The organism is Franconibacter daqui (genome assembly GCF_014644275.1).
Classification (GTDB): Bacteria; Pseudomonadota; Gammaproteobacteria; order Enterobacterales; family Enterobacteriaceae; genus Franconibacter; species Franconibacter pulveris.
Genome location: NZ_BMKJ01000004.1, coordinates 44239 through 70477, shown reverse-complemented (window position 1 = coordinate 70477; position 26239 = coordinate 44239). Strand labels below are relative to the sequence as shown.

Annotated in this window: 25 protein-coding genes; 17 read left to right on the top strand and 8 right to left on the bottom strand. The window is 54.1% G+C overall.

Annotated features, from left to right (window positions below):
- Position 1 precedes the first annotated feature (1 nt).
- Positions 2–1099: a glycosyltransferase family 4 protein gene (locus tag IEX01_RS14350; protein WP_188724068.1), complete on the bottom strand. Its 1098-nt coding sequence runs from the start codon at positions 1097–1099 to the stop codon at positions 2–4.
- A gap of 213 nt (positions 1100–1312) precedes the next feature.
- Here IEX01_RS14350 and IEX01_RS14345 point away from each other — a divergent pair, with 213 nt between their 5' ends.
- From IEX01_RS14345 to coaD, 7 genes are all read left to right on the top strand, one after another.
- Positions 1313–2686: an O-antigen ligase family protein gene (locus IEX01_RS14345; RefSeq protein ID WP_082167063.1), complete on the top strand. Its 1374-nt coding sequence runs from the start codon at positions 1313–1315 to the stop codon at positions 2684–2686.
- Between the two features lie 143 nt (positions 2687–2829).
- Positions 2830–3819: a glycosyltransferase gene (locus IEX01_RS14340; RefSeq protein ID WP_024557877.1), complete on the top strand. Its 990-nt coding sequence runs from the start codon at positions 2830–2832 to the stop codon at positions 3817–3819.
- A complete protein-coding gene (locus IEX01_RS14335; protein WP_024557876.1) occupies positions 3819–4790 on the top strand; it encodes a glycosyltransferase family protein in 972 nt (323 codons plus the stop codon). Before IEX01_RS14340 ends, IEX01_RS14335 begins: the two co-directional genes overlap by 1 nt.
- Before the next feature lie 17 nt (positions 4791–4807).
- The gene (locus IEX01_RS14330) at positions 4808–6442 is read left to right on the top strand and encodes a sulfatase-like hydrolase/transferase (protein ID WP_188724067.1); all 1635 of its coding nucleotides are present in this window, start codon (positions 4808–4810) and stop codon (positions 6440–6442) included.
- 182 nt (positions 6443–6624) lie between these two features.
- Complete coding sequence (gene waaA / locus IEX01_RS14325; RefSeq protein ID WP_024557874.1) at positions 6625–7899, top strand: lipid IV(A) 3-deoxy-D-manno-octulosonic acid transferase; 1275 nt, start codon at positions 6625–6627, stop codon at positions 7897–7899.
- Positions 7899–8675: a glycosyltransferase family 2 protein gene (locus tag IEX01_RS14320; protein ID WP_024557873.1), complete on the top strand. Its 777-nt coding sequence runs from the start codon at positions 7899–7901 to the stop codon at positions 8673–8675. The genes waaA and IEX01_RS14320 overlap by 1 nt, the downstream gene beginning before the upstream one ends.
- Positions 8672–9151 (top strand): pantetheine-phosphate adenylyltransferase, encoded by a 480-nt coding sequence (gene coaD, locus IEX01_RS14315; protein ID WP_188724066.1) that lies wholly within the window; start codon positions 8672–8674, stop codon positions 9149–9151. Before IEX01_RS14320 ends, coaD begins: the two co-directional genes overlap by 4 nt.
- Here coaD and mutM read toward each other — a convergent pair whose 3' ends face one another.
- From mutM to radC, 4 genes are all read right to left on the bottom strand, one after another.
- On the bottom strand, positions 9152–9961 hold the full coding sequence (gene mutM, locus IEX01_RS14310; protein WP_024557871.1) for a bifunctional DNA-formamidopyrimidine glycosylase/DNA-(apurinic or apyrimidinic site) lyase: 810 nt from the start codon (positions 9959–9961) through the stop codon (positions 9152–9154).
- A 102-nt stretch (positions 9962–10063) separates the two neighbouring features.
- Positions 10064–10231, bottom strand: a complete 168-nt coding sequence (gene rpmG, locus IEX01_RS14305; RefSeq protein ID WP_003024094.1) for a 50S ribosomal protein L33 — start codon at positions 10229–10231, stop codon at positions 10064–10066.
- An 11-nt stretch (positions 10232–10242) separates the two neighbouring features.
- Entirely contained in the window at positions 10243–10479 is a 237-nt protein-coding gene (gene rpmB, locus IEX01_RS14300) for a 50S ribosomal protein L28 (protein ID WP_004388471.1), read from the bottom strand.
- Between the two features lie 213 nt (positions 10480–10692).
- A complete protein-coding gene (radC, locus tag IEX01_RS14295; protein WP_024557870.1) occupies positions 10693–11364 on the bottom strand; it encodes a RadC family protein in 672 nt (223 codons plus the stop codon).
- A 169-nt stretch (positions 11365–11533) separates the two neighbouring features.
- Here radC and coaBC point away from each other — a divergent pair, with 169 nt between their 5' ends.
- The 3 genes from coaBC to slmA all read left to right on the top strand — a co-directional run bounded on the left by coaBC (position 11534) and on the right by slmA (position 13903).
- Positions 11534–12748 (top strand): bifunctional phosphopantothenoylcysteine decarboxylase/phosphopantothenate--cysteine ligase CoaBC, encoded by a 1215-nt coding sequence (gene coaBC / locus IEX01_RS14290; RefSeq protein ID WP_024557869.1) that lies wholly within the window; start codon positions 11534–11536, stop codon positions 12746–12748.
- Positions 12726–13184 carry a dUTP diphosphatase gene (dut, locus tag IEX01_RS14285; protein ID WP_024557868.1) on the top strand — a complete coding sequence of 153 codons (459 nt, stop codon included), beginning with the start codon at positions 12726–12728 and terminating at the stop codon, positions 13182–13184. Before coaBC ends, dut begins: the two co-directional genes overlap by 23 nt.
- Positions 13185–13306: 122 nt before the next feature.
- The gene (gene slmA / locus IEX01_RS14280; RefSeq protein ID WP_024557867.1) at positions 13307–13903 is read left to right on the top strand and encodes a nucleoid occlusion factor SlmA; all 597 of its coding nucleotides are present in this window, start codon (positions 13307–13309) and stop codon (positions 13901–13903) included.
- Positions 13904–13934: 31 nt separating this feature from the next.
- On the opposite strand, the gene pyrE is transcribed toward slmA, so the two are convergent.
- Positions 13935–14576 (bottom strand): orotate phosphoribosyltransferase, encoded by a 642-nt coding sequence (gene pyrE / locus IEX01_RS14275; RefSeq protein WP_024557866.1) that lies wholly within the window; start codon positions 14574–14576, stop codon positions 13935–13937.
- 65 nt (positions 14577–14641) lie between these two features.
- Complete coding sequence (gene rph, locus IEX01_RS14270) at positions 14642–15358, bottom strand: ribonuclease PH (RefSeq protein ID WP_024557865.1); 717 nt, start codon at positions 15356–15358, stop codon at positions 14642–14644.
- A 123-nt stretch (positions 15359–15481) separates the two neighbouring features.
- On the opposite strand from rph, the gene IEX01_RS14265 reads away from it, so the two are divergent.
- Together IEX01_RS14265 and IEX01_RS14260 are read left to right on the top strand one after the other, a co-directional pair.
- Positions 15482–16345 (top strand): YicC/YloC family endoribonuclease, encoded by an 864-nt coding sequence (locus IEX01_RS14265; RefSeq protein ID WP_024561840.1) that lies wholly within the window; start codon positions 15482–15484, stop codon positions 16343–16345.
- A 337-nt stretch (positions 16346–16682) separates the two neighbouring features.
- The gene (locus IEX01_RS14260) at positions 16683–18335 is read left to right on the top strand and encodes a phosphoethanolamine transferase (protein WP_048888726.1); all 1653 of its coding nucleotides are present in this window, start codon (positions 16683–16685) and stop codon (positions 18333–18335) included.
- Here the strand turns inward: IEX01_RS14260 and ligB are convergent.
- Positions 18330–20027 (bottom strand): NAD-dependent DNA ligase LigB, encoded by a 1698-nt coding sequence (gene ligB, locus IEX01_RS14255; protein ID WP_373289689.1) that lies wholly within the window; start codon positions 20025–20027, stop codon positions 18330–18332. The two genes, IEX01_RS14260 and ligB, sit on opposite strands and share 6 nt — an antisense overlap.
- Positions 20028–20280: 253 nt before the next feature.
- On the opposite strand from ligB, the gene gmk reads away from it, so the two are divergent.
- Genes gmk through recG form a run of 5 tightly spaced genes read left to right on the top strand, consistent with a single transcriptional unit; the run spans position 20281 to position 26149 of the window.
- Positions 20281–20904 carry a guanylate kinase gene (gene gmk / locus IEX01_RS14250; protein WP_024557861.1) on the top strand — a complete coding sequence of 208 codons (624 nt, stop codon included), beginning with the start codon at positions 20281–20283 and terminating at the stop codon, positions 20902–20904.
- A gap of 54 nt (positions 20905–20958) precedes the next feature.
- Positions 20959–21234 (top strand): DNA-directed RNA polymerase subunit omega, encoded by a 276-nt coding sequence (gene rpoZ, locus IEX01_RS14245; protein ID WP_000135058.1) that lies wholly within the window; start codon positions 20959–20961, stop codon positions 21232–21234.
- A gap of 18 nt (positions 21235–21252) precedes the next feature.
- Entirely contained in the window at positions 21253–23370 is a 2118-nt protein-coding gene (spoT, locus tag IEX01_RS14240; RefSeq protein ID WP_024557860.1) for a bifunctional GTP diphosphokinase/guanosine-3',5'-bis pyrophosphate 3'-pyrophosphohydrolase, read from the top strand.
- A gap of 4 nt (positions 23371–23374) precedes the next feature.
- The gene (trmH, locus tag IEX01_RS14235) at positions 23375–24064 is read left to right on the top strand and encodes a tRNA (guanosine(18)-2'-O)-methyltransferase TrmH (protein WP_024560803.1); all 690 of its coding nucleotides are present in this window, start codon (positions 23375–23377) and stop codon (positions 24062–24064) included.
- A 3-nt stretch (positions 24065–24067) separates the two neighbouring features.
- On the top strand, positions 24068–26149 hold the full coding sequence (recG, locus tag IEX01_RS14230; RefSeq protein WP_048888725.1) for an ATP-dependent DNA helicase RecG: 2082 nt from the start codon (positions 24068–24070) through the stop codon (positions 26147–26149).
- The last annotated feature ends 90 nt before the right edge of the window (positions 26150–26239 follow it).

Genomic DNA, 26239 nt, shown 5'->3' with positions numbered 1-26239 from the left:
TTTATCGCGCCTGTCCCGCGCGGCAGGCGTTGGTAAAGACGTTTTCCATCGCATCCAGCATGCATTCACGGGTAAGGTGGCGGCACAGAAAATCATATCCCTGCTGCGCAAGCTGTTTACGCAGCGCGCCGTCGTTATAGAGCCGTACAATCGCCGCCATTAGCGCATCAGCATTACGCTGAGGGATCAGCAAGCCCGTTTCGTTATTCTTAATCGCATCGCCCGTGCCGCCGGCATCGGTGGCGATAGTTGCCACGCGTGACGCGAGCGACTGCAATACGCCCTGCGGCACCCCTTCCATATCGTGCGAAGGGCTCAGCGCAATATCAAAGGCCGGAAACCACTGCTCCGGGTCGCTGCGATGGCCCGCCATGACGACGCGCTCCTGCAACCCAAGCGCCGCTATCTCTTGCTCCAGCGTTTCGCGGTGCGGGCCTTCGCCGACAATAGCAAGCTTAATACGCGGGTTATCGATTTTCGCCAGCGCCTGCAGCAACACGCTGTGCCCTTTGTTAGGCCGCAGATGAGACACCACGCCCAGCCAGAAATCATCGACGTTCAACCCGCAGTGACGGCGCGCTTCGGTTTTATCGCCAGGCTTAAAGCGCGCCGTGTCCACACCGCTTGGCACCGAGGTGCTGTGCTCGAGCGGCACGCCGATATCAACCAACTGATAGCGCAACGCTTCGCCCGTGGTCACGACATGTGTGCAGGCGGTGCCAAACAGCCAGCGGGTGCCGCGGTTGTTGCGCGGTTTGCCGGAGGCGTGGCGCGTACGCACCAGCGGCACAGCCCGGGGCAAGAAAAGGTTCGCCAGCGCCACAAGCCAGGTATCCGCCGAATTATGGCTATTAATAACGTCCACCTGATGGCTGTTAAGCCAGCGGCGCAAGGTCAGCAGGTTGCTGATATTTTTACGTTTCAGCGGCAGGTTAACCACTGTGAGACCCGCTTTGCGAGCAAGCTCACTGAGCGGCGCCTCTTCCGGACACAGCAGCGTAACCTGATGGCCGCGCTCCACCATGCCGAGCGATTCATTGATGATGCGCAGAGGCTGGCCGCCCTTTCCGCCATCCGCCTCTGTATGAACGATATGCATAGCTTTTATTCCTTCGCGAACCCGTCTGAAAAGGCGGAATTATAGCGTTTGCTTTATAAGACGTTACAAACTTTATTCTTCTGTAGAGGGGGCAATTATGGTAATTTGCCGGGCGTTTTCATCTTTATTCTTAGACCCAGCTTAGCATTCAGCTGCTTTACTGATTGTTCTTTCCAGCAAATTACAAGCGTACATTTTAGCTTTATAAATTTTATGATGAATATTCGTAAGTCTTTGGCGGGTTTGTTGCTTTTTTGCGTTATGGGGCTCTGTTTTGTCTGGCCGATTCCTAACGACCTCCTGCTTTTTCACCGCAACGGCTTTATTTATCCCGCCATTTTGCTGGCGCTGGGCTTATTTATCCGCACGCCTCAGATTCGCGCAATGATTAATGAGCGCCAGGCTCGCCCGGCGCTGTTGATTTTGCTCTTATTGACGCTGTTTATTCTTATCAACGGTTTTATTTTTGCGCCAGACATCAAAGAGATGCTGGATTCCTGGGACGGCCAGTGGCTGCGCCCGGTGCTGCTTTTTTGCTGCGGATTTGTGCTGGCGCCCGTTATTCAGTCCCAGTTTCCTTCGATTACGGCTGATCGTCTGTTTACCGCGATTGTGCTCTGCTTCTGGGGAGTCATCTGCGTTCATCTGCTGGATACCGCCTGGCTCTACTGGCGTGACGGGATTATTCACTGGGGCGAAACCCGCATTGTTTTTAACCGCACGCGGATGAGCTTTCAGATCAACATGATAACCGGTTTTCTGATTGCAGAACTGCTGGCGCGCGCCTTGATTCACCAGCGTTTTCTGACCCTGAAAACCCCTTTCCTGGCCTTTATGCTGCTGGCGAACCTGGTGTGTACCGCGCTGGTCGATACCCGCTGGGGCACGATTGGCCTGGTAGGCAGCCTGTTTTCCACTTTTATCCTGCTGGGGCTGCACAGAATGCGTCGCGGCAATATTTTGAAAATAGGCTCTATTTTCCTGGTGCTGCTGGTTGCCGCTATCGCCCTGGGCATCGCCTCATGGAAAACGGACCCACGCTGGCAAAGCCTTAGAAGCGATGCCGAAACGGGCTGGAACGCGCCTTTTACCAGCTACTGCTATAACGTTAATGGCGGCGCTATCCCGCTTAATGCGGAAGGACAACCCATGAACCATTCCAATGGGTGTCGCGCCAGCTTCTTCCATCGGGGTTGGGAGATTGTGGCAGAACACCCCTTTGGCATTGGCCCGCGTAAAGAAGCGTTCCGCTTCATCTTACGCCGTGACCTTCAGACCGATAAAGTCACCATTCCGCATAGCCATTATGGCCTGATTGAATTCGGGTTACAGAACGGTGTGCTGGGCATTGCGGGCTGGCTGGCGCTGCTTGTGGCATGCTGGTATATCGGCTGGCGGCATTACCGTCACGGCAAGACCATGCCAGGACTGTTTTTACTGCTCTTCACTATCGGTTTCTTCTCGCGCACCATGGTTGACCATAACCTGAAGGACCATTATCTGGAGCAGTATATGATGCTGACGGGTCTGCTCATCGGCATCTGTTGTCTTCGTTCTCGCGACTCCCATACGCAAAACGGCTCTTAATCCCCTTCACGGATAGCCAGCTTTTCTTTCTTCCCTTGCAGTCAGAAAAGCTGGCGCGCGAACTCTGCTTAAGCGTTGCGGTCCAACCGCCATTCAGTCAAACTGACGCATTTTTCGCACGGCCCGGTTTTTACGGAGAAAGTATGTCTGACACCCCTCTTCTGAGTCTCGTTATCGCGGTATATAACGGCGAGAAGTTCCTGAGCGCGTTTTTTGAAAGTATTAAAAACCAGCATCTCAACAGCGTTGAACTGATTGTCGTTGATGATGGCTCGACGGACCGTTCCGCGGAAATCATTGGCCGCTATGCCAGTGAGTTTGCGCGTTTTCGCGTAGTGACTCAGGAAAATCAGGGCGTGTCGGTGGCGCGCAACAGTGGACTGGCGCTGGCGAACGGCGAATATCTTGCTTTCCCTGATATTGATGATGTGATTTACCCGGGCATGTACAACCGGCTGCTGGAAATCGCCACGCAGAACCGTCTTGATGTAGCGACCTGCAATGGCACCTATATCTATGACGACGGTCGCCCGGCCAAAAAGATATTCCCGTCCGACCGCCTGGCTTCAACCGGGGTGATTGATGGCCCAACCTGGCTGCAGATGGCGCTGGATTCCCGCAAATTCCTGCACGTTACCTGGCTTAATATTTATCGGCATGATTTTATCAAACGCCAGGGTTTTACGTTCGAACCGGGTTTGCGGCACCAGGATATCCCCTGGACGACAGAAGTCTTACTTACCGCCGAGCGGGTGCAATATATTGACGAAGCGCTGTATGACTATTTGATTCACTCCGCTTCGGTCTCGCATACCCCCGGCACCGATGACACACGTATGCGTTCCGCACGTCACTACATGAAGATTCTGGAGCTGCTTAACGCCATTAATGAGCGCTACCCGGAACAGGTAAAACGCGTCCCGGCCTGCCACTGGCAAATCGCTAAAGAGGGCCTGGGCATTCTGCACAGCATCAACAATATCGAAAATCCGGATAAGAAGCGCGAAATTACCCGCGAACTGTTTGAGCGTGGGATCTGGGAGATGATTTGGCGTAACGCGCGCGGCTTCAAGCAGCGCTGGCGTCTGGGTCGTCGTTATTTTCGTCTTAAGAAGATTTATAAAGCCTCATGATGAAGAAAATTAAACTGCACGCTGTCTCGCGCGCCGATTTTATCGCAAAGAATTATGCCGACTTTCAGGCGTTGCTTGACGCTCGCGTTAACCCGGACACCATTCCAGAACGCTTTTATTGCGGCGGGCGCGGCGGCTGGACCTTTCAGACGGCGTTGACCCTCAATCATTACTATCCGGATCTGATTGAATGTTCGTTCGGCGCGCAGTGCCGTCCCGACGCCATTAACCTGATGCACAACGACGATTTTGGCTCCCGCGTTAAGCCCTGGAAAGGGGTAACGGTAGTCGCACGCGCCGATCGGCCGCCGATTATTGGTGCAGACTACGTCGTTGAGCAGAATCCGGAAGTGGCAGGCCATGGCAACCGACTCTTCGTGCCTTACTGGCCACAGCCGGGTGTACAGCCGCGCGAGCGCACCGATAACACCGTACGTACCGTCGCCTACTTTGGCCGCGTGGATAGCTTCCCGCCGGAATATGCCAGCGAGGAGTTTAAACAGCGTCTGGCGGCTGAAGGCATTGACCTGCGTATCTCTTTCAATAACTGGACCGACTATCGCGACGTGGATGTTTGCGTGAGTTTCCGCAAATCCCACGATCACAAGCTTGCACGCAAACCCGCCAGCAAATTGATTAACGGCTGGCTTGGCAAAACGGTCATGGTCTGTGATGACGAGCCCTCTTTTCGCGCTATTCGTGAAAGCGAACTCGATTACTTAATTGCGAAAAATCCGGACGAAGCCTTCGCCGCGATTATGCGTCTGAAAAATGACCCGACGCTGTTTCGCAGCATGCTGGAGCAGGGAGAAAAACGGCTGCAGGTTTACTCGCGTGAAGCGGTTGCCGCACGCTGGTTCGCTCTTTTTGAATCTATCTGGCAAAAGGGGCTGCACCAACGCCCCGCTGCCGTCCGCGCGCTGCGCTTTGGTTTCGGCAAAGCGATCCGTCCGCTTACCCGAAAAATGTAATGGTTTAAGGTTATTCCATGTCTGTTACTACTTTGACTGCGTCCAAAGCAGGACGCAGTAACCTGCTGCGTACGCTGGGCCTGACGCTTGCGTTTATGCTGCTGTTTTCGCTTTCTGAAATCAGCATCCTGCTGAAAGATAATGTGTATCATCCTAAGCCGGATGATCTGCTGCTCTACGTGATTATCTCTTTGCTGGCGGCCGCCAGCGCACGCTTCTTCCTGACGCGCCTGTTGCTGGCCGTGACGTTCATCGTGCAGATCAGCGAAGCCATCTATTACACCTTCTATGGCCAGTTTTATGGCCCAAGCGAGGTGTGGCTGGCATTTGTCGAGACCAAAGATATCGCCAGCGGCATAAGCGACAGCATCGGCACGCTTGGCATCTATTTTATCTTTATGCTGGCGGCGGTGGTTTTCTCGCTCGGCGTTGCCCGCCGCTTTGCGCCAGCGTGGAAAAAATGGCTGACGATCCCCTGCCTGATGGCTATCGTGGTGATGTTTGCCGGGCAGTTTTATAAAGCCATTGACGGCCAGATGTATAAGTTCAACCCGGATTTGCGCCATTCGCTGCTGCGTAACGGCCTTTCAGCGATGAGCTTTAGCGCTATTCGCCTTATTCCAGAGGCTATCTCCGGCGAAAACCAGAACATCGCGCATTATGATCCCTACACCGTGAAACCCGTACCGGGCTACCAGAGCGGTAAATACTCTATCATTCTGGCCATTGGCGAAAGCCTGAACCCGCATCACGTCAGCGCCGTTGGCTATGACCGTGAGACGACGCCGGAGCTCGCTGCGCTGATGAAACAGTATCAGGGCACGTCACGCATTATCGTTTCTAACGCGGTCTCTACGCGCGTGGCGATCCCGATGCTGGTGAACAACCTGCGTGAGCCGGACAACTATTACGCCTATAAATCAAAATCCACGAACCTGTTCGCCAATGCGCAGAAACAGGGCTACCAGACCGCGTTTATCTCCGCCCAGGGGCTGGAAGGCCTGAGCAACTGGATAGGCGTTCACAATATCAATTTGTGGGAAGACACGCAGGTTCGCCCTGCGCCGGAAGTGGGCGCGGACAGCGTACTGACCCCTTCCGTAGAAAAAGCGGACCTCGACTATGCGAAGCCGTTTTTCATGGTGCTGAACAGCCGCGCGCCGCATATTCCTTATGAGCGAAACATTCCGGCGGGTTTTGCGAAGTTCTCAACGCCAAAGGTTGCCGATAGCGTTGCGCAGAAGAAAAACGAGTATGACGATGCTATCCGTCTGTACGACAAAGAGCTGGCCTCGGCTATTCGCACGGTCATGGCGAAATCGAAGCTGCCGGTGCTGGTTTTTATTACGTCTGACCATGGCGAACGCGTGGGCGACGGCGGTTTGTTTGGCCACTCGGTGGTGGAAATGCCAATCGCTCAGGTGCCGTTTATCTACTTCAGCAACGGAAAAGCGTATCGCTTTGATGACATCGCGTCGGCGCAGCCGAAAAACCATTTCCAGCTCGCTACGCTCATCAACAAAATGCTGGGCTTTGACGTCACCAACCCTAATCTCAAAGACGATAGTTTCTTCATCACAGGCGGTGATATTCGCGGCCTGTCAGAGCGTATAACCTATCATCTTGATTCTTTGCCGGAAAATAAGCGCTGATAACCTCTTTTGCAGGCGCTTTTCTTATCGCGGGCAGACCTGTGCTGCCCGCTTAATCATCACAATCCGCTCTCTTTGCACCCTGGCGGGGCAAAACCGCGCCCACGACGCCAAAAGGATAGCTTTAGCTACGCTAAATGCTTAGAATTTGCCCGCCGATAAAGAAAATAACGGATATTCGCTTGGAATCGTTGTATACCGCTTTACTCTACCTTATACAGCCTTTTGTCTGGCTACGTCTGCTGCTTCGCAGCCGCAAAGCCCCGGCCTATCGCAAGCGCTGGGGAGAACGCTATGGCTATTGCGAGGGCAAAGTCCAGCCAGACGGCATTCTGCTTCATTCTGTTTCCGTGGGTGAGACGCTTGCGGCGATCCCATTGGTTCGCGCGCTGCGTCACCGTTATCCCCGACTGCCTATTACCGTCACGACCATGACGCCGACCGGCTCTGAGCGCGTGCTCTCCGCTTTTGGCAAAGATGTGCATCACGTCTATCTGCCTTACGATCTGCCGGGCGCGATGAACCGCTTTCTTAACACGGTGAATCCGAAGCTGGTTATCGTCATGGAGACGGAACTGTGGCCAAACATGGTTTCTGCGCTGCATCAGCGCAAAATTCCACTGGTCATCGCCAATGCGCGCCTTTCCGAACGTTCAGCGCGTGGCTACCAGAAACTGGGCGGCTTTATGCGTCGCCTGTTAAGCAAGATCACGCTTATCGCCGCTCAGAACGAGGAAGATGGCAGCCGTTTTATTGCGCTTGGGCTCAAACGCAATCAACTGGCCGTCACAGGCAGCCTGAAGTTTGATATCTCCGTTACGCCGGAGCTGGCGGCCCGCGCCGTAACGCTGCGTCGGCAGTGGGCGCCGCGCCGTAAAGTCTGGATAGCCACCAGCACCCACGACGGCGAAGAAACCATTATTCTTGAAGCCCACCGCAGGCTGCTGGAAACCTTCCCTGACCTGCTGCTGATTCTGGTGCCGCGTCACCCGGAGCGCTTCAAAGACGCGCGGGAGATGGTGCAAAAGGCAGGATTCAGCTTCACGCTGCGCAGTACGGGTGAAATACCTTCCGGCAGCACGCAGGTCGTTATCGGCGATACCATGGGCGAACTGATGCTGTTGTATGGTATCGCAGACCTCGCCTTTGTCGGCGGCAGCCTGGTTGAGCGCGGCGGTCATAACCCGCTTGAGCCGGCGGCGCACGCTATTCCGGTGCTGATGGGCCCGCATACGTTCAATTTCAAAGATATCTGCGCGAAGCTGCAGGAAGCGGACGGGCTTATCACCGTCACGGGTGCAGACTCGCTGGTAAAAGAGATCTCAACGCTGCTGACGGACGAAGATTATCGCCTCTGGTATGGCCGCCACGCGGTGGAAGTTCTGCACCAGAATCAGGGCGCGTTGCAACGTCTTTTGCAGCTTCTGCAGCCCTATCTGCCGCAGCGGAGCCACTGATGACCGCGCGTCTTTCTGTGGTGATGATCGCCAAAAACGCGGCGGACGTGCTGCCGGATTGTCTGGCTTCGGTAAGCTGGGCGGATGAGATTGTGCTGCTGGATTCCGGCAGCGACGATAACACCGTCGCGCTGGCCGAAGCGGCGGGCGTTCGCGTATTTACCTCAGCCGACTGGCAAGGTTACGGCATTCAGCGCCAGCGAGCGCAACAGTACGCCACCGGCGACTACGTTTTGATGATCGATACTGACGAGCGTGTGACGCCAGAACTGGCGCACGCCATTCGGCAGGCGCTTGCTAACCCGCAGCCTGACACGGTCTACAGCATCGCGCGCCGGAATCTATTCCTTGGACGCTTTATGCGTCACAGCGGCTGGTATCCCGATCGTGTAACCCGTCTCTATGCTCGTGAACGTTACCGCTATAATGACAACCGGGTCCATGAATCGCTGGAAGCGTCCGGCGCACGCGTGGTAGCGCTACAGGGCGATCTGGAGCATCTGACGTGCAGGGATTTCGCAGGCTTTCAGCGTAAGCAGCTGGCTTACGCCGCCGCCTGGGCGCAGGAGCGCCATCAGAAAGGAAAGAAGGTTTCGGCAGCGGCCATTTTCGGCCACACGCTGGGCGCCTTTTGTAAGACGCTGTTATTGCGGGGCGGCGTACTGGATGGCAAACAAGGTTGGCTGCTTGCCGTCGTGAACGCACAGTACACCTTTAACAAATACACCGAGCTGTGGGCGTTAAACCATGGCTATACGGAAAAGAGACCGCTATGACCACTCGCGCTATTTATCCCGGCACGTTTGACCCGATTACCAACGGCCATATCGATATTCTTACCCGCGCTTCCCGCCTGTTTGACGAAGTGATCCTGGCGATTGCCGCCAGTCCGCATAAAAAAACGCTGTTTACGCTGGAAGAGCGCGTAGCGCTCGCGCAGAAGGCGACTTCGCATCTGGAAAACGTGCAGGTAACAGGATTCAGCGATCTGATGGCTAACTTCGCGCGAGCGCAAAACGCCACTATTCTGGTGCGGGGCCTGCGTACTTCGGGTGATTTCGAGTATGAAATGCAGCTGGCGCATATGAACCGCCATCTGATGCCGGAGCTGGAAAGCGTCTTTTTGATGCCAGCCAAAGAGTGGTCATTCATCTCTTCTTCGCTGGTAAAGGAAGTGGCGCGCCACCAGGGCGACGTCTCCCACTTCCTTCCGCAGCATGTGCATCAGGCTCTGCTCGAAAGACTTGCCTGATTATTTCTGGCAGCGACGGCACCAGTAGGTGCTGCGCTGGGCATGTTTTCCCGCCTGTATCGGCGTACCGCAAACCCGGCAGGGTTCCCCTTCGCGACCATAAACCTGTAGCTGCTGCGCAAAATAGCCAGGTTTGCCGTCGCTTTGCAGGAAATCGCGCAGTGTCGTGCCGCCCTGCTCTATCGATCGTAACAGGACAGCCTTAATCGCCTGCGCCAGCAGCTCGCACTCTTTTTTCGATAACGACGAGGCAAGGCGATCAGGGTGGATCCCCGCCGCAAAGAGCGACTCGCTGGCATAGATATTACCCACGCCTACCACCAGCTTGTTATCCATCAACCAGGGCTTGATGGCAGTTTTCTTTTTCACGCACTTCGCATGCAGATATTCGCCATTAAACGCTTCGCTAAGCGGTTCCGGCCCCAGATGCGCCAGGACGTTATGGCCTTCCAGCTCTTTCGTCCAGAGCCAGGCGCCAAAGCGGCGTGGGTCGGTATAGCGCAGCACTTTGCCGTTGCTCATCACCAGGTCAACGTGATCGTGCTTCTCCGCGGGCAACTCTTCCGGCAGCACGCGCAGGCTGCCGGACATGCCAAGGTGGATAATGATCCAGCCATCCGGCAATTCCAGCAGCAGATATTTGGCCCGCCGTTGTACGCTCAAAACCGGTTTATCGCTTAAGGCATGGATTTCATCAGAGACTGGCCAGCGCAGGCGGCCATTACGCACCACGGCGTGAAGAATGGTTTCGCCAACCAGATGCGGTTCGATACCGCGACGGCTGGTTTCTACCTCGGGTAATTCAGGCATGCTTTCTCTCGTGACCTTGTGTTTATCGGATAACCTTAATATGAGGGTAGCCGGAAAACAAAAAACCCCGCCGAGGCGGGGTTTTTGTACAATCCACTAAAATTATTTAATTTTAGCTTCTTTGTAAAGAACGTGCTGACGAACAACCGGATCGAATTTCTTCAGTTCCAGTTTTTCCGGCTTAGTACGTTTGTTCTTCGTGGTGGTATAGAAGTGACCAGTACCAGCAGAAGAAACCAGCTTGATTTTCTCGCGAATACCTTTAGCCATGATTTAGCTCCTTAGTACTTCTCGCCACGGGCACGCAGTTCAGAAAGAACAACGTCGATGCCTTTTTTATCAATAACACGCATACCTTTAGCAGATACGCGCAGAGTAACGAAACGCTTTTCGCTCTCTACCCAGAAACGGTGAGAGTGCAGGTTCGGCAGAAAACGGCGTTTAGTCGCGTTCAGTGCGTGTGAACGGTTGTTACCGGTCACCGGACGCTTGCCAGTAACTTGGCAGACTCGGGACATGTCTATTCTCCAAAAATCAAATTAGCTCGAGCTTCGTATAGGGTATTGGCGCCTCGTCAGGCCTAAAGCCCGGTCTGGCGGTTCAATGTGAACTCGCGTATGCCAGGCCCAAATGCCAAACCCGAGATTCTCAAAGGTGGCGTAGTATACGCTGCCGGGGCCGTCTGCTCAAGTCCCGAACAGAAAAGATCGCCATGGATCGCCTCGTCTGGCTTATATCCAGCCACGTTCGGCGAAAGAAACGCATTCTCCGCGGCCAATAACCAGATGGTCCAGCACTCGGATATTCATAAACTGGCAGCAATTTATAATGCGTTCGGTAATCATTTTGTCCGCCTTGCTGGGTTCGGCGTGACCGGAAGGATGATTATGTGCAAGGATTACCGCCGCCGCGTTAACTTTTATAGCCTCCCGCACAATTTCCCTCGGGTGTACTTCTACATGATTAAGCGTGCCTGAAAAAAGTTGGCTGTTTTTAATGACGCGGTGCTGATTGTCTAAAAAGATCACCATAAAGATCTCGCGTTGCTCATCGCTAAGCTGGCTCATAAGGAATTCACGCGTCATATCAGGGTTTAATAATGGCTGTTCGTCCTGCATCCAGGAGGCAGCGTAACGCCTGCCTAACTCAGCAATCGCGCTAAGCTGCGCATATTTCGCCACACCAATGCCCCCTACCGCGCCCAGTTCCTCAAGCGTTGCCGATAACAGACGACGCAGCGAGCCGAAATGCCCGAGCAACTGTTCCGCCAGCGTGACGACATAAACCCCACGCTTGCCTGTGCGCAGAAAAATCGCCAGCAGTTCCGCATCGCTTAGCTCTTTTGCGCCATAAGTAAGCAGCTTTTCGCGCGGCCCCGCCGGCTGCGCCTTTTCAACCACCATCACACCTCCTCTGCGTTACGTCGGCGTTATCCTGCCACAGATAAGTTTGACTGGAAGGCTGGTTTGTCACGCTTGCGCGCTATCTCGCAAAGTTGATTTTTTGTACTGCTCCGCCGGTTTTTTGATTGTGGTAAAATGGCCGCCTTATTTGTTGTTAGCGGAAAAAATCATGACTGGGCTTTCCGGAAAAAAAATCGTTCTGGGCGTCAGCGGGGGTATTGCTGCGTATAAGGCGCCTGAGCTGGTGCGGCGCCTGCGCGATCGCGGCGCGGAAGTGAGAGTCGCCATGACAGAAGCGGCGAAGGCGTTTATTACGCCGCTGAGTTTGCAGGCGGTGTCGGGTTATCCCGTTTCCGACAGTTTGCTTGACCCGGCGGCCGAGGCGGCGATGGGCCATATCGAGCTTGGCAAATGGGCCGATTTGGTTATCCTTGCGCCCGCCACCGCCGATCTTATCGCCCGCGTAGCCGCTGGCATGGCGAACGACCTGGTTACGACTATTTGCCTTGCCACACCTTCGCCTGTTGCCGTCGTGCCCGCCATGAATCAGCAGATGTACCGCAACGCCGCAACCCAGCATAATCTGCAAGTGCTGGCCTCCCGCGGGTTGCAACTCTGGGGGCCGGACAGCGGCAGCCAGGCCTGCGGAGACATAGGGCCGGGCCGTATGCTTGACCCGATGACGATAGTGGAAATGGCCGCGCTGCATTTCGCGCCTGTCAAAGATCTGCAACATCTCAACATCATGATTACCGCAGGCCCTACCCGCGAGCGGCTGGATCCGGTGCGTTATATTACCAACGACAGCTCCGGCAAGATGGGCTTCGCCATTGCTGCGGCAGCGGCGGCGCGAGGCGCCAACGTCACGCTGGTTTCAGGCCCCGTATCGTTATCTACGCCGCCGTTTGTGCAGCGTGTGGATGTCACCACCGCGCTGGAAATGGAAGCGGAAGTACAAAAACGCGCGCAGCAGCAGCATATTTTCATTGGTTGCGCCGCCGTGGCGGATTACCGTGCAGCTGAAATCGCCAGTGAAAAAATTAAAAAACAGGGCGATGAACTCACCCTGACCATGGTGAAAAACCCTGATATCGTGGCGGGCGTAGCTGCGCTTACCCTTAACCGCCCTTATGTCGTCGGGTTTGCCGCCGAAACGAATAATGTGGAAGAATATGCGCGGCAAAAACGCCAGCGTAAAAACCTTGATTTGATTTGCGCGAACGACGTTTCTAAATCTAATCAAGGATTTAACAGCGATAACAACGCTCTGCATCTTTTCTGGCAGGAGGGCGATAAACGCTTACCGCTTGAGCGGAAAGAACGCCTTGGCCATCTTTTATTGGACGAAATCGTTACCCGTTATGATGAAAAAAATCGACGTTAAGATTCTGGACCCGCGCGTGGGCCAGCAGTTCCCGCTGCCGACTTACGCTACCGCCGGCTCGGCCGGCCTTGACCTGCGCGCTTGTCTGGATGACGCTGTAGAGCTGGCGCCTGGCGCAACGACGCTTCTGCCGACTGGCCTTGCGATTCACATCGCCGACCCGTCTCTCGCAGCGGTCATCCTGCCGCGCTCAGGGCTTGGCCATAAGCATGGCGTTGTTCTGGGTAACCTGGTGGGCTTGATTGATTCTGATTATCAGGGTCAATTGATGGTCTCCGTCTGGAATCGCGGCCAACAAAGCTTCATTATTGAACCTGGCGAACGCATCGCGCAGATGGTGTTTGTTCCAGTAGTACAGGCAGAATTCAACCTGGTTGAAGCCTTTGATGAGACCGAACGCGGTGAAGGCGGTTTCGGTCACTCTGGGCGGCGATAAGCCCCCGGTTTAAACGCATCCCTTAAGCAAAATAAAGCGAATAAATTACCACAGGCATTACGCCTGTGGTCGCTTGTGGATGCTCGCCTGGCAAGAATGTATTCTCAGGGGTCTTTCAGAACATGTCAGAAAAACAAACTGCGAAAAGGAATCGTCGCGAAGAAATACTTCAGTCTCTGGCCCAGATGCTTGAATCCAGCGATGGCAGTCAGCGCATCACCACGGCGAAACTGGCGGCTTCCGTTGGCGTTTCCGAAGCGGCGCTCTATCGTCACTTCCCCAGCAAAACCCGGATGTTTGATAGCCTCATTGAGTTTATCGAAGACAGCCTTATTAGCCGTATCAACCTTATCCTGAAGGATGAGAAGGATACGACCACGCGCCTGCGGCTGATTGTGCAGCTCATTCTCGGCTTTGGCGAACGCAACCCGGGGCTAACGCGCATCCTTACCGGTCATGCTTTGATGTTTGAACAGGACCGTTTACAAGGTCGCATTAACCAACTTTTTGAACGTATCGAAGCGCAGTTGAGGCAGGTTTTGCGTGAACGCAAAATGCGCGAAGGCGAAGGGTATGTAACCGATGAAACCCTGCTGGCGAGCCAGCTGCTGGCGTTTTGTGAAGGCATGCTATCGCGTTTTGTGCGCAGCGAATTTCGCTACAGCCCCACCGACGAGTTTGACTCTCGCTGGCCGCTGCTCGCCGCGCAGCTTCAATAAACAAAAAAGGGCCGAGCGGCCCTTTTTTGTTTTATACCCCGTACTGCTCGCGATATTCGCGCACCGCCGCCAGGTGAACCGCCATCTCCGGTTTTTCTTCCAGATAAGCAATAAGGTCTTTCAGGGTAATAATGGAAATAACGTTGCAGCCGTAATCACGTTCCACTTCCTGAATAGCAGAAATGTCACCGCGTCCGCGCTCTTGTCTGTCGAGAGAAATCAGCACGCCCGCAAGCGTAGCGCCGTTAGCCTGAATAATTTCCATCGACTCACGGATAGCCGTCCCGGCTGTTATCACATCATCCACCAGCATCACGCGCCCCTGCAGCGGGCTACCCACCAGGTTGCCGCCCTCACCATGATCTTTCGCTTCCTTACGGTTAAAGCAGTAAGGCACGTCGCGTTCATGGTGTTCTGCCAGCGCCACAGCGGTCGTCGTGGCGATGGGAATACCTTTATAAGCCGGGCCGAAAAGCAGGTCGAAATCAATGCCGGAATCTACCAGCGCTTCTGCATAAAAACGGCCCAGCAATGCCAGATCGCGCCCCGTGTTAAATAACCCGGCGTTGAAGAAATAGGGGCTCGTGCGCCCGGATTTCAGCGTGAATTCACCAAACTTTAGCACCTGTTTGTTAAGGGCGAATTCAATAAACTGGCGCTGATACGGTTTCATGGCTTTGCTCCTCAAATAGCGTTTTTTCAGGCATAAAAAAGGCGACTTCACAGTCGCCTTAAAAATTAATTTGCTAACGCCGCCTTCTGCGACGTGACAATGGATTCAATCCCCCCGCGGGCCAGCGCCAGCAGCGAGAGCAACTCCTCATGCGTAAACGGCTCGCCTTCCGCTGTGCCTTGCACTTCAATAATGCGGCCATCTTCGGTCATTACGACATTCATGTCGGTTTCCGCAGCGGAATCTTCCACATATTCCAGATCGCAAACCGCCTCGCCATTCACGATGCCTACGGAAACCGCCGCCACCATGCCCTTCATCGGGTTGGTTTTGAGCTTGCCGCCAGCGACCATCGCGTTCAGCGCGTCTGCCAGCGCCACGCAGGCGCCTGTAATAGAAGCAGTGCGGGTGCCGCCATCCGCCTGCAAAACATCGCAGTCGAGCGTAATGGTGTATTCGCCCAGCGCTTTTAAATCTACCGCAGCGCGCAGCGAGCGTGCGATTAATCGCTGAATTTCCAGCGTGCGACCGCCCTGCTTGCCTTTTGCGGCTTCGCGAGCGTTACGGGTATGGGTTGAACGCGGCAGCATGCCGTATTCGGCAGTGATCCATCCTTGCCCCTGCCCTTTCAGAAAGCGCGGCACGCCTTCTTCAATGGTGGCGGTGCAAAGCACTTTGGTATCGCCAAACTCAACCAGCACGGAGCCTTCAGCGTGTTTAGTGTAGTGACGGGTCAGGGTAACTGGGCGCACTTCGGTAGCGCTACGGCCTGATGGACGCATGAATTTCTCTCCGGCTTGTAACAGATGTGGCTGCGCATTATACGGGCTTAAGGCGCTTATTCCTATCCTGGCTGCCCAGGGGTAGCTATAATCGCATCACTCTTTTTAAAAACAGGTATGACTATGATCCGCAGCATGACCGCCTACGCCCGGCGTGAAATTAAGGGTGACTGGGGTAGCGCCGCCTGGGAATTACGCTCGGTAAACCAGCGCTATCTGGAAACCTATATTCGCCTGCCGGAACAGTTCCGCAGCCTGGAACCTGTAGCCCGCGAGCGCATCCGTAATCGTCTGACTCGCGGTAAAATTGAGTGCACGCTGCGCTTTGAACCTGACGCCAGCGCGCAAGGGGAACTCATCCTCAACGAAAAACTGGCGAAGCAGCTGGTCAGCGCCGCGAACTGGGTGAAAATGCAAAGTGATGAAGGCGAGATAAACCCGCTCGATATTTTGCGCTGGCCGGGCGTAATGGCCGCGCAGGAACAGGATCTGGACGCTATCGCCGCTGATATCCTGTCGGCGCTGGACGGCGCGCTGGATGACTTTATTGTGGCGCGTGAAACCGAAGGCCAGGCGCTGAAAATGCTTATTGAGCAGCGTCTGGAAGGGGTGAGCGCGGAGGTGACTAAAGTCCGTGCGCAAATGCCCTCCGTCCTGCAATGGCAGCGTGAAAGACTGGTCACGAAGCTTGAAGAAGCGCAGGTACAGCTTGAGAATAACCGCCTGGAGCAGGAGCTGGTGCTGATGGCACAGCGCATCGATGTGGCCGAAGAGCTGGATCGCCTCGATGCGCATATTAAAGAAACTTATAATATCCTGAAGAAAAAAGAGGCGGTGGGTCGCCGTCTCGACTTTATGATGCAGGAGTTCAACCGCGAGTCGAATACGCTGGCGTCTAAATCAATTAACGCCGACGTGACCAACTCAGCTATTGAACTGAAAGTGCTGATTGAGCAGATGCGTGAGCAGATTCAGAATATTGAGTAATCAGACTGAACATACTGTTAACGCATATAAACCCGCTTCAGGCGGGTTTTTTTATTGGTTCAGCCCTCTTTCCCGAAGGAAAACTTCTGTTTCGGATAGCGATAAAGATAATGCTCCAATTTTGTACAAATAATAAATATTTTTAATGTCAACCAGACTCATTACAAATGTTACTATTCCGCCAACGCTCATAAACAAGCGGGTTGCCGTGTGAAAATCATTCAATAATCGGCCAGTATTTATACTTAGCAGGATATGTTTACTCACTCATCGCCAGTTTATGTAAACTAGCGCATTAAACTCAGGACCCGTTACGGTCACCACAAAAATTTAGATTATGTCTTTTGTCAGCATTATTACTACAAAATTACGCGAAGAGCGACGTAGCACATTTCTCCTGTGCATTGTGCTTTCTCTTTTACTTTTATTATGGCCCGTGGCTTTCACACAGCCGCCCCGCTTCATTTTACGCATTGCAGTTTGTAATCTTTTGCTTATTGCCAGCGCCGCAGCAATTTACAGGACTCTGGCCGGAAAGGCTATTTCACTGGTAATTTGCGCTTTTCTGTCTCTCAACTTTGCTATTGATTTTAGTACTTATAGCATTTACCAGAGTGAATTTAACGTCGCCTTTGCGATGAGCATATTAACCACGCACTTACGTGAAGTTAAAAGCATGGCGGGCATCTATCTTTATTATATGCCCGTCGCGGTGGCGCACTTTGCTATTACGCTTACCGCAATACATTTGCTGTCGAAAAAGCTAACCCGCAAGCAAAGTATTCTCTCTTTCGCTTTGCTGGCTATTTTTATTGCCTGGTTTTCTTTTGCTTGCTGGTTCAAAAAGCAAAAGGATAAAGAGGTCTATTATCCTCTGGCATCACGTATATTAGTTAATACTCCTTTTTACGTAGCCTCGGATTTCATTATCGCGAATCGGGACAATCAACTGGCAGCCAAAATCAGCCAGGGTGGGCAAAATGACGCTCATCTGACCTGGCAGGATCAAAACATAGAGACGTATGTCGTGGTCATTGGCGAATCCGCGCGACGTAACAATATGCAACTTTATGGCTTCCCGCTGGATACTACGCCTGTCGAGACGAAACTTAACCATAATGCGCTCATTTTCGAACATGCTATTGCGCCTGCTTCGGCTACCGTACTGGCGGTTCCTATGATCTTAAGCCGCGCAGATGCGGAACATTTCACCATTGATAATCTCTCAGACAACATTGTCAACGCAGCGAATAGAGCAGGCTTTAATACTTACTGGATAAGCGCGCAAGGAAACAGCGGTAAAAGCAACAATTATGTGGCTGCGATTGCCTCCACAAGCCATCACCTGAACTGGGTGGAGAGCCATTACGATGATGAATTATTACCCTGGTTCGATGACGCCCTAAAACAGCACGGCAAAAAAGTCATTTTTTTGCATATCAACGGCAGCCATGAACTGGCTTGTACGCGCTATCCCAAATCTCATGATTATTATCATACCGGTAATAAATATGAAGATTGTTATAACAATGCTATTCGCTTCACCGACTATTTCCTGGGTGAAGTTATGGCGCGTCTGGCTAACCGCTCCGCGTCATTGCTCTATTTTTCCGATCATGGGTTGGAAAAAAATGCTGAGCTTGAGTCGATTTATATGCATGGCGCGCGTTTCCCAAGTAAAGAAGCCTATGACGTTCCTCAATTTATCTGGTATAGCGACAAAGCGCTTGGCAGCCAACCTCGTAATACAGGCAAAGTTGAAGCGCCGTGGTCTACCGCCAACAATTATTTCCTGATGTTGAGCTGGATGGGCATTTCAACAGCAGAGAAAAACTGCTGGTCAATACTGGACGTTTGCTTCCACCCGGATAAAACATTCCCGGTCATGGACGGCGGACGAAATATTTTTGAATATCAAACGCTCAGGGCTCATTTCAATGACCTTAAACCAGAGATTGCCGTAAAAGAGGCTGGCAAAAATTCTCTATAGCGCAGGAACGGTAAAGCCTGTTATCTGCTGTTTTCCCAGCCACTCTGCCAGCGAACTTACCTGGGGGTGATGGAGGAATTGTATAAGCAGCCGCGCGCGGCCAGCGCCAACGCCCGGAAGTTGTTGCCAGCTGGCTTCATTGCGCATGATAAGCTCCCGCCAGCTTTGGTCTGGCAACGTCCGCAGCGCGTTGGCGGGCAACGGCAGGCCCAGCGCTTTTAACCAACGGTGAAACGGTAATTTGCGAGTAAATGAAAAACGATGCCAGAGCTGAACGGCGCGCTGTGGTGAAAATCCGGGCGTCTGTGATAAAGCTTCGGGCGTAAGCGCAAGCCAGGAGAAAAGGTGTTCAAAATGTTGAGCGCGGTGCAACTGCTGCCAGGTGGCTTCGCCCAACCCGTTCAGGTCGAGCACAGATTTCTGACTTAGCCACGCAAGCCGGGCGAGAAACTGCGCCTCACACCCGGCGGATGCATAAAAGCAACTTACGGCTGCGTGCGGTTGTTTAACAGGCGGTTGGGGTTTATCGCGTTTCGCTACACGCCAGACGACCTCATCCAGCCGAGGAATACCCCGTCCCGCCAGGCTCACTGCCACACTGTCGCCGGGTGCGATATCCCACTGCTCCCATTTTGAAACAGAGCCAATATTCGTACGGCGCACCCATTTGTCATCCAGCAACACGGGCTCCAGCTCCGCAACTACGCTCACTTTCCCCGTGCGTCCAACCGCGAAGCGAATGCTATTGACCGTTGTGATCTGCTTTACTGGCGGATATTTCCAGGCGACTACCCAGTTGCCCTGTCCGGGCTGCCAGTTTTTGCCGGAAGGCTCCTTTTCAGCACGTACGACGACGCCATCCGTAACGAAGGGCAGCGGCGAACTAAACCAGCGGTCTCGCCACTGGGCCACTTCCTTGCTGGTAGCGACAGGTTTTGTCCACGCTCTGGTCAGCGTGAAACCAGCCTCGGCCAACGCGGTTGCCCGACTCTCCATGTCAGCCGGGCCATCCGGCCACGCCCAGATGAAAACATCCAGTTCACCAAGTAAAGGCGAAGCCTCGCGGCGCATCATCGCTCCCGCCACCAGGGCTCGGGCGTTAATACCGCCAGCCGCTTTTTGTTGATGCCCGTTACGCCGCCAGAAGATCTCACCCTGCAAGACACTGTTTTCCAGGGCTCCGGAAACCTTATGAGGAATAGCCGGGATACGCCGTACTTTTTCTGTCCAGTCCTCCCCATAAAGGCCATCGCCCCGGCTGATGGCTTGCTGTAGTAAGCCGGAACGATAAACCAACGTTACGGCTACGCCGTCTACTTTAGGTTGCACCCATAATGCCGATTTCTGGCGCATCCATTCATTGAGTTCGTTCGCATCACTTAGTTTTCGCACCCCAGTATGCGGAACAGGGTGAGGCAGGCGGCCTCTCGCCAGCGCAGGCGGGAGCGCCGGAATGGTTTCATGATGAAAACAACGTCTCCACAGGGCGAGCTGCGCGCTGAGCTGGTCGTACACCGCGTCGCTGGTCTGGCTTTCGCCTTTCTGCCAGTAGGCTTCATCCCAGCGCTTTAGCTGCGCCTGTAGCTGCGCCATCTCCTCTTTTGCCCGTGATAACGGCCAGTCCGGGCAAGCCGCCTGAACGCTAAAACACCCCAGGCCTGCCAGTAGCCAGCATGCTTTTCTTATCATCATCCGCCCTCCTGTGCGCTTTCGTCGGAACATAAGCCCGATAGCGAACCCACGCTATCGTGTGATGCGCGTTTCTGGAGAGGCTTTCAGAGAAATTGCCGTGAAGTTGCAAAAATTGCGCCGTGCTGGATGAAAACGCGCAAATATCAAAAGCTGAAGATGAAAAATGTGACAAAGGCTACGTCGCGCAGCCGCTACGTGTATAATAAGCCCGTATACGCCTCCTCTTTTGGCACACCAGGACGTAAACACACTCATGGCTCAAGGCACGCTTTATATTATTTCCGCCCCCAGCGGCGCAGGTAAATCCAGTCTTATTCAGGCTTTTTTAAAGACGCAACCGCTTTACGATTCGCAGGTTTCTGTCTCGCACACTACTCGCGGCCCGCGCCCGGGCGAAGTTCATGGCGAACATTACTTCTTCGTCAATCATGATGAATTTAGAAAAATGATCGCCGAAGATGCTTTTCTTGAACATGCGGAAGTGTTTGGCAATTATTATGGAACTTCACGCGCGTCGATTGAGCAGGTTCTCGCTACTGGCGTAGATATATTCCTGGATATTGACTGGCAAGGCGCGCAGCAAATCCGTAAAAAAATGCCGCAAGCGCGCAGCATTTTTATTCTGCCGCCTTCAAAAGAAGAGCTGGACCGACGTTTGCGCGGTCGTGGTCAGGACAGCGAAGAAGTTATCGCAAAGCGCATGGCGCAGGCGGTAGCGGAAATGAGCCACTACGCTGAATATGATTATCTTATTGTGAATGATGATTTCGATATGGCGCTCGCCGATCTGAAAACCATCCTTCGCGCGGAACGTCTGCGCATGAGCCGCCAGAAGCAGCGACATGACGCATTAATCACCAAACTATTGGCAGACTGAAGCCACTTTCAGTATTATGCCCAGTCATTTCTTCATCTGTGGAGCATTTTTAGTATGGCACGCGTAACTGTTCAGGACGCTGTAGAGAAAATTGGTAACCGTTTTGATCTGGTGCTGGTCGCCGCTCGTCGCGCTCGTCAGATGCAGGTAGGCGGCAAGGATCCGCTGGTACCGGAAGAAAACGATAAAACCACCGTTATCGCACTGCGCGAAATCGAAGAAGGCCTGATCAACAATCAGATCCTCGACGTACGTGAGCGCCAGGAGCAGCAGGAGCAGGAAGCCGCAGAACTGCAGGCCGTCACCGCTATTGCTGAAGGTCGTCGTTAATAACGCTGCGGGTAGCCCTTGTATCTGTTTGAAAGCCTGAATCAGCTGATTCAACAATACCTGCCGCAGGACCAGATTAAGCGCCTGCAGCAGGCTTATCTCGTTGCACGTGATGCTCACGAGGGACAAACACGTTCAAGCGGCGAACCCTATATCACTCACCCGGTGGCGGTGGCCTGTATTCTGGCCGAGATGAAACTCGACTATGAAACGCTGATGGCCGCGCTGCTGCATGACGTGATTGAAGACACCCCTGCCACCTACCAGGATATGGAACAGCTGTTTGGCAAAAGCGTTGCCGAACTGGTGGAAGGGGTTTCCAAGCTCGACAAGCTTAAGTTCCGCGATAAGAAAGAGGCGCAGGCCGAAAACTTTCGTAAGATGATTATGGCGATGGTGCAGGATATCCGCGTCATTCTCATCAAACTTGCCGACCGCACCCACAATATGCGTACGCTGGGTTCTCTGCGCCCGGATAAACGTCGCCGCATCGCCCGTGAAACGCTCGAAATCTACAGCCCGCTGGCTCACCGTCTCGGTATTCATCATTTGAAGACGGAGCTGGAAGAGCTTGGCTTTGAAGCGCTTTACCCCAACCGCTACCGCGTTATCAAAGAGGTGGTGAAAGCGGCGCGCGGCAATCGTAAAGAGATGATTCAGAAAATCCTCTCTGAGATTGAAGGCCGTTTACAGGAAGCAGGGATTCCGTGCCGCGTCAGCGGTCGCGAAAAGCATCTTTACTCCATCTATTGCAAGATGGTGCTCAAAGAGCAACGTTTTCACTCCATTATGGACATTTACGCGTTTCGCGTAATCGTTAAGGATGTGGATACGTGCTACCGCGTGCTCGGACAAATGCACAGCCTCTATAAGCCGCGTCCGGGGCGCATGAAAGACTACATCGCTATCCCTAAGGCGAACGGCTATCAGTCTCTGCATACCTCCATGATTGGCCCTCACGGCGTGCCAGTTGAAGTCCAGATCCGCACGGAAGATATGGACCAGATGGCGGAAATGGGTGTCGCGGCGCACTGGGCTTATAAAGAGCGCAACGAGAGCAGCACCACTGCGCAAATCCGCGCGCAGCGCTGGATGCAAAGCCTGCTGGAACTTCAGCAGAGCGCCGGCAGCTCATTTGAATTTATTGAGAGCGTTAAATCCGATCTCTTCCCGGATGAGATTTACGTTTTCACCCCGGAAGGGCGCATTGTCGAACTGCCTGCTGGCGCCACGCCAGTCGACTTCGCCTATGCTGTGCATACGGATATCGGCCACGCCTGCGTTGGCGCCCGCGTCGACCGCCAGCCTTATCCCCTTTCGCAACCGCTTTCCAGCGGTCAGACAGTTGAAATCATTACCGCGCCGGGTGCTCGTCCGAACGCCGCCTGGCTGAACTTTGTCGTGAGCTCAAAAGCGCGCGCCAAGATTCGCCAGATGCTGAAAAACTTAAAGCGTGACGATTCGGTAAGCCTGGGCCGCCGCCTGCTCAACCATGCGCTCGGCGGCAGCCGCAAGCTTGCCGAGATCCCCCAGGAGAACATCCATCGTGAGCTTGAGCGTATGAAGCTCGCCACTCTTGATGATCTGCTCTCTGAGATTGGTCTTGGCAATGCCATGAGCGTCGTAGTAGCGAAGAATCTACTGCAAGGCGAAACATCGGCTACAGGCTCGCAAAGCGGCTCGGCCAGTCACAGCCACCTGCCTATTAAAGGCGCGGACGGCGTGCTTATCACCTTTGCGAAATGCTGCCGTCCTATTCCTGGCGACCCGATAGTGGCGCACGTCAGCCCGGGCAAGGGGCTCGTGATTCACCATGAATCATGCCGAAATATTCGCGGTTACCAGAAAGAGCCGGAAAAATTCATGGCGGTCGAGTGGGATAAAGAGACCGAGCAGGAATTTATCACCGAAATTAAGGTAGATATGTTTAACCATCAGGGCGCGCTGGCGAACCTGACGGCGGCAATCAATACGGCTGGCAGTAACATTCAGAGTCTGAACACGGAAGAGAAAGATGGCCGCGTTTACAGCGCGTTCATTCGCCTGACGGCGCGCGACCGTATCCATCTGGCGAATATCATGCGCAAGATCCGCGTTATGCCTGATGTGATTAAAGTTAACCGCAACAGAAACTAGCGTTATGAATCCTCAGCGTTATGCGCGAATCCGTGAAATGCTTGCCCGCCGTCAGCCAGACCTGACGGTTTGCATGGAGCAGGTGCATAAACCTCATAACGTCTCGGCCATTATCCGCACGGCAGACGCCGTTGGCGTGCACGAGGTGCATGCCGTCTGGCCGAGCAGCCGGATGCGCACCATGGCCTCTTCAGCCGCAGGCAGCAACAGCTGGGTAGAGGTAAAAACACATCGCACTATTGGCGATGCGGTTGGCGAACTCAAAGCGCAGGGCATGCAAGTGCTGGCGACCCACCTGTCCGATAAAGCGGTGGATTTTCGTGAAATCGACTATACCCGTCCAACCTGTATTTTGATGGGCCAGGAAAAGACCGGCATCACCAGGGAAGCGCTGGCGCTTGCCGATCAAGACATCATCATTCCGATGATCGGCATGGTGCAATCGCTTAATGTTTCAGTCGCCTCCGCGTTAATTCTTTATGAAGCGCAGCGCCAGCGTCAAAACGCCGGCATGTACGAACGTGAAAACAGCACCCTGCCTCAAGCAGAGCAACAGCGCCTGCTGTTTGAAGGCGGCTATCCGGTGCTGGCAAAAGTCGCTAAGCGCAAAGGACTTGCGTACCCCCACGTTAATCAGCACGGTGAAATCGAAGCTGACGCGGGCTGGTGGGCGACAATGCAGGCTGCGGAGTAAACCATGAAAGGCCGTCTGCTGGATGCGGTTCCGTTAAGCTCGCTTACCGGCGTCGGCGCCAGCCAGAGCGCGAAGCTGGCGAAGCTCGGCCTGCATACGGTTCAGGATCTGCTGTTCCATTTCCCGCTGCGTTACGAAGACCGCACTCAACTTTCCACTATTAGCGACTTACTGCCGGGGGTGTATGCCACCGTAGAAGCCGAAGTGCTGAACTGCAATATTGTCTTTGGCCGTAAGCGTATGATGGTATGCCAGCTTAGTGATGGCACCGGCGTGCTGACGCTGCGCTTTTTCAACTTCAACGCGGGCATGAAGAATAACCTTGCGCATGGCCGCCGGGTTCTGGCGTATGGCGAAGTGAAGCGCGGCCAGTACGGCGCGGAGATGATACATCCCGAATACCGCGTTCAGGGCGATCTGGAAACAACCGAGCTGCAGGAGACGCTTACGCCGGTTTATCCCACTACCGAAGGGGTTCGACAGGCTACGCTTCGCAAACTCACAGACCAGGCGCTGGAAGTGCTGGATACCTGTCCCGTTGCTGAATTACTGCCCGTAGAGCTGTCGCAAGGCTTAATGAGCCTGCCGGAAGCCATCCGCACGCTGCATCGTCCCCCTCCTTCGCTACAGTTGACCGACCTCGAAAGCGGCAAGCATCCGGCGCAGCGTCGCCTGATTCTGGAAGAACTGCTGGCGCACAACCTGAGTATGCTGGCGCTACGGGCGGGCGCGCAGCGCTATCGCGCCCTGCCGCTTGATGCGAAAGATAAGCTTAAAACCCAGTTCCTTCGCTCACTGCCATTTACCCCCACGGCGGCGCAAAACCGAGTGGTTGCGGAAATTGAACGCGACCTGGCGCTCGATATCCCCATGATGCGCCTGGTGCAGGGGGATGTTGGCTCCGGTAAAACGCTGGTTGCGGCGCTTGCCGCTTTGCGCGCTATTTCTCACGGTCAGCAAGTAGCCATGATGGCGCCCACGGAATTGCTCGCCGAGCAACATGCGAATAACTTTCGCAACTGGTTTGCCCCGCTCGGGATCGACGTGGGCTGGCTGGCGGGCAAACAGAAAGGGAAAGCACGTCTGGCGCAACAGGAAGCTATCGCCAACGGGCAGGTGCCGATGGTCGTGGGGACACACGCCATTTTTCAGGAGCAGGTCCAGTTCAAAAACCTCGCGCTGGTTATTATTGATGAACAGCATCGCTTCGGCGTGCATCAGCGCCTTGCGCTGTGGGAAAAAGGCCAGCAGCAAGGCTTTCATCCCCATCAGCTCATCATGACCGCGACGCCTATTCCGCGAACGCTGGCGATGACCGCTTACGCCGATCTCGATACCTCGGTTATTGATGAGTTGCCGCCGGGGCGTACGCCAGTGACCACCGTCGCCATTCCTGATACGCGGCGTGGCGATATTATCGATCGCGTACGGCACGCCTGCACTCAGGAGGGCCGTCAGGCTTACTGGGTGTGTACGTTGATTGAAGAGTCAGAATTATTAGAAGCACAGGCCGCTGAAGCAACGTGGGAAGAGCTAAAAACCTCCCTGCCGGAGCTAAAAGTGGCGCTGGTGCATGGCCGCATGAAGCCCCAGGAAAAGCAGGCGGTGATGCTCTCTTTTAAGCAGGGCGACGTTGATCTGCTGGTAGCGACCACGGTCATTGAAGTTGGCGTGGATGTGCCAAATGCCAGCCTGATGATAATCGAAAACCCCGAGCGCCTCGGCCTGGCGCAGCTTCATCAGCTGCGTGGCCGCGTTGGGCGCGGTGCCGTCGCTTCGCATTGCGTTCTGCTTTATAAAGCGCCTCTGTCAAAAACGGCGCAGGTGCGCCTGCAGGTACTGCGCGACAGCAATGATGGTTTTGTCATCGCCCAAAAAGATCTGGAAATCCGTGGTCCGGGCGAACTGCTTGGCACCCGCCAGACGGGTAACGCGGAGTTTAAAGTGGCGGATCTGCTGCGCGATCAAGCGCTTATTCCTGAAGTGCAGCGCATCGCCCGCCATATTCATGAGTATTTTCCTGAACAGGCTGCCGCTTTGATTGAGCGCTGGATGCCGGAAACGGAAAAATACTCTAATGCATAAATAATAGATTACACTTTCTTCGACATAAAAATAAATTCACTCCGTCAATCACCTTCTGTCCACTTATCATTTCTTCATTTTTTCTATAAA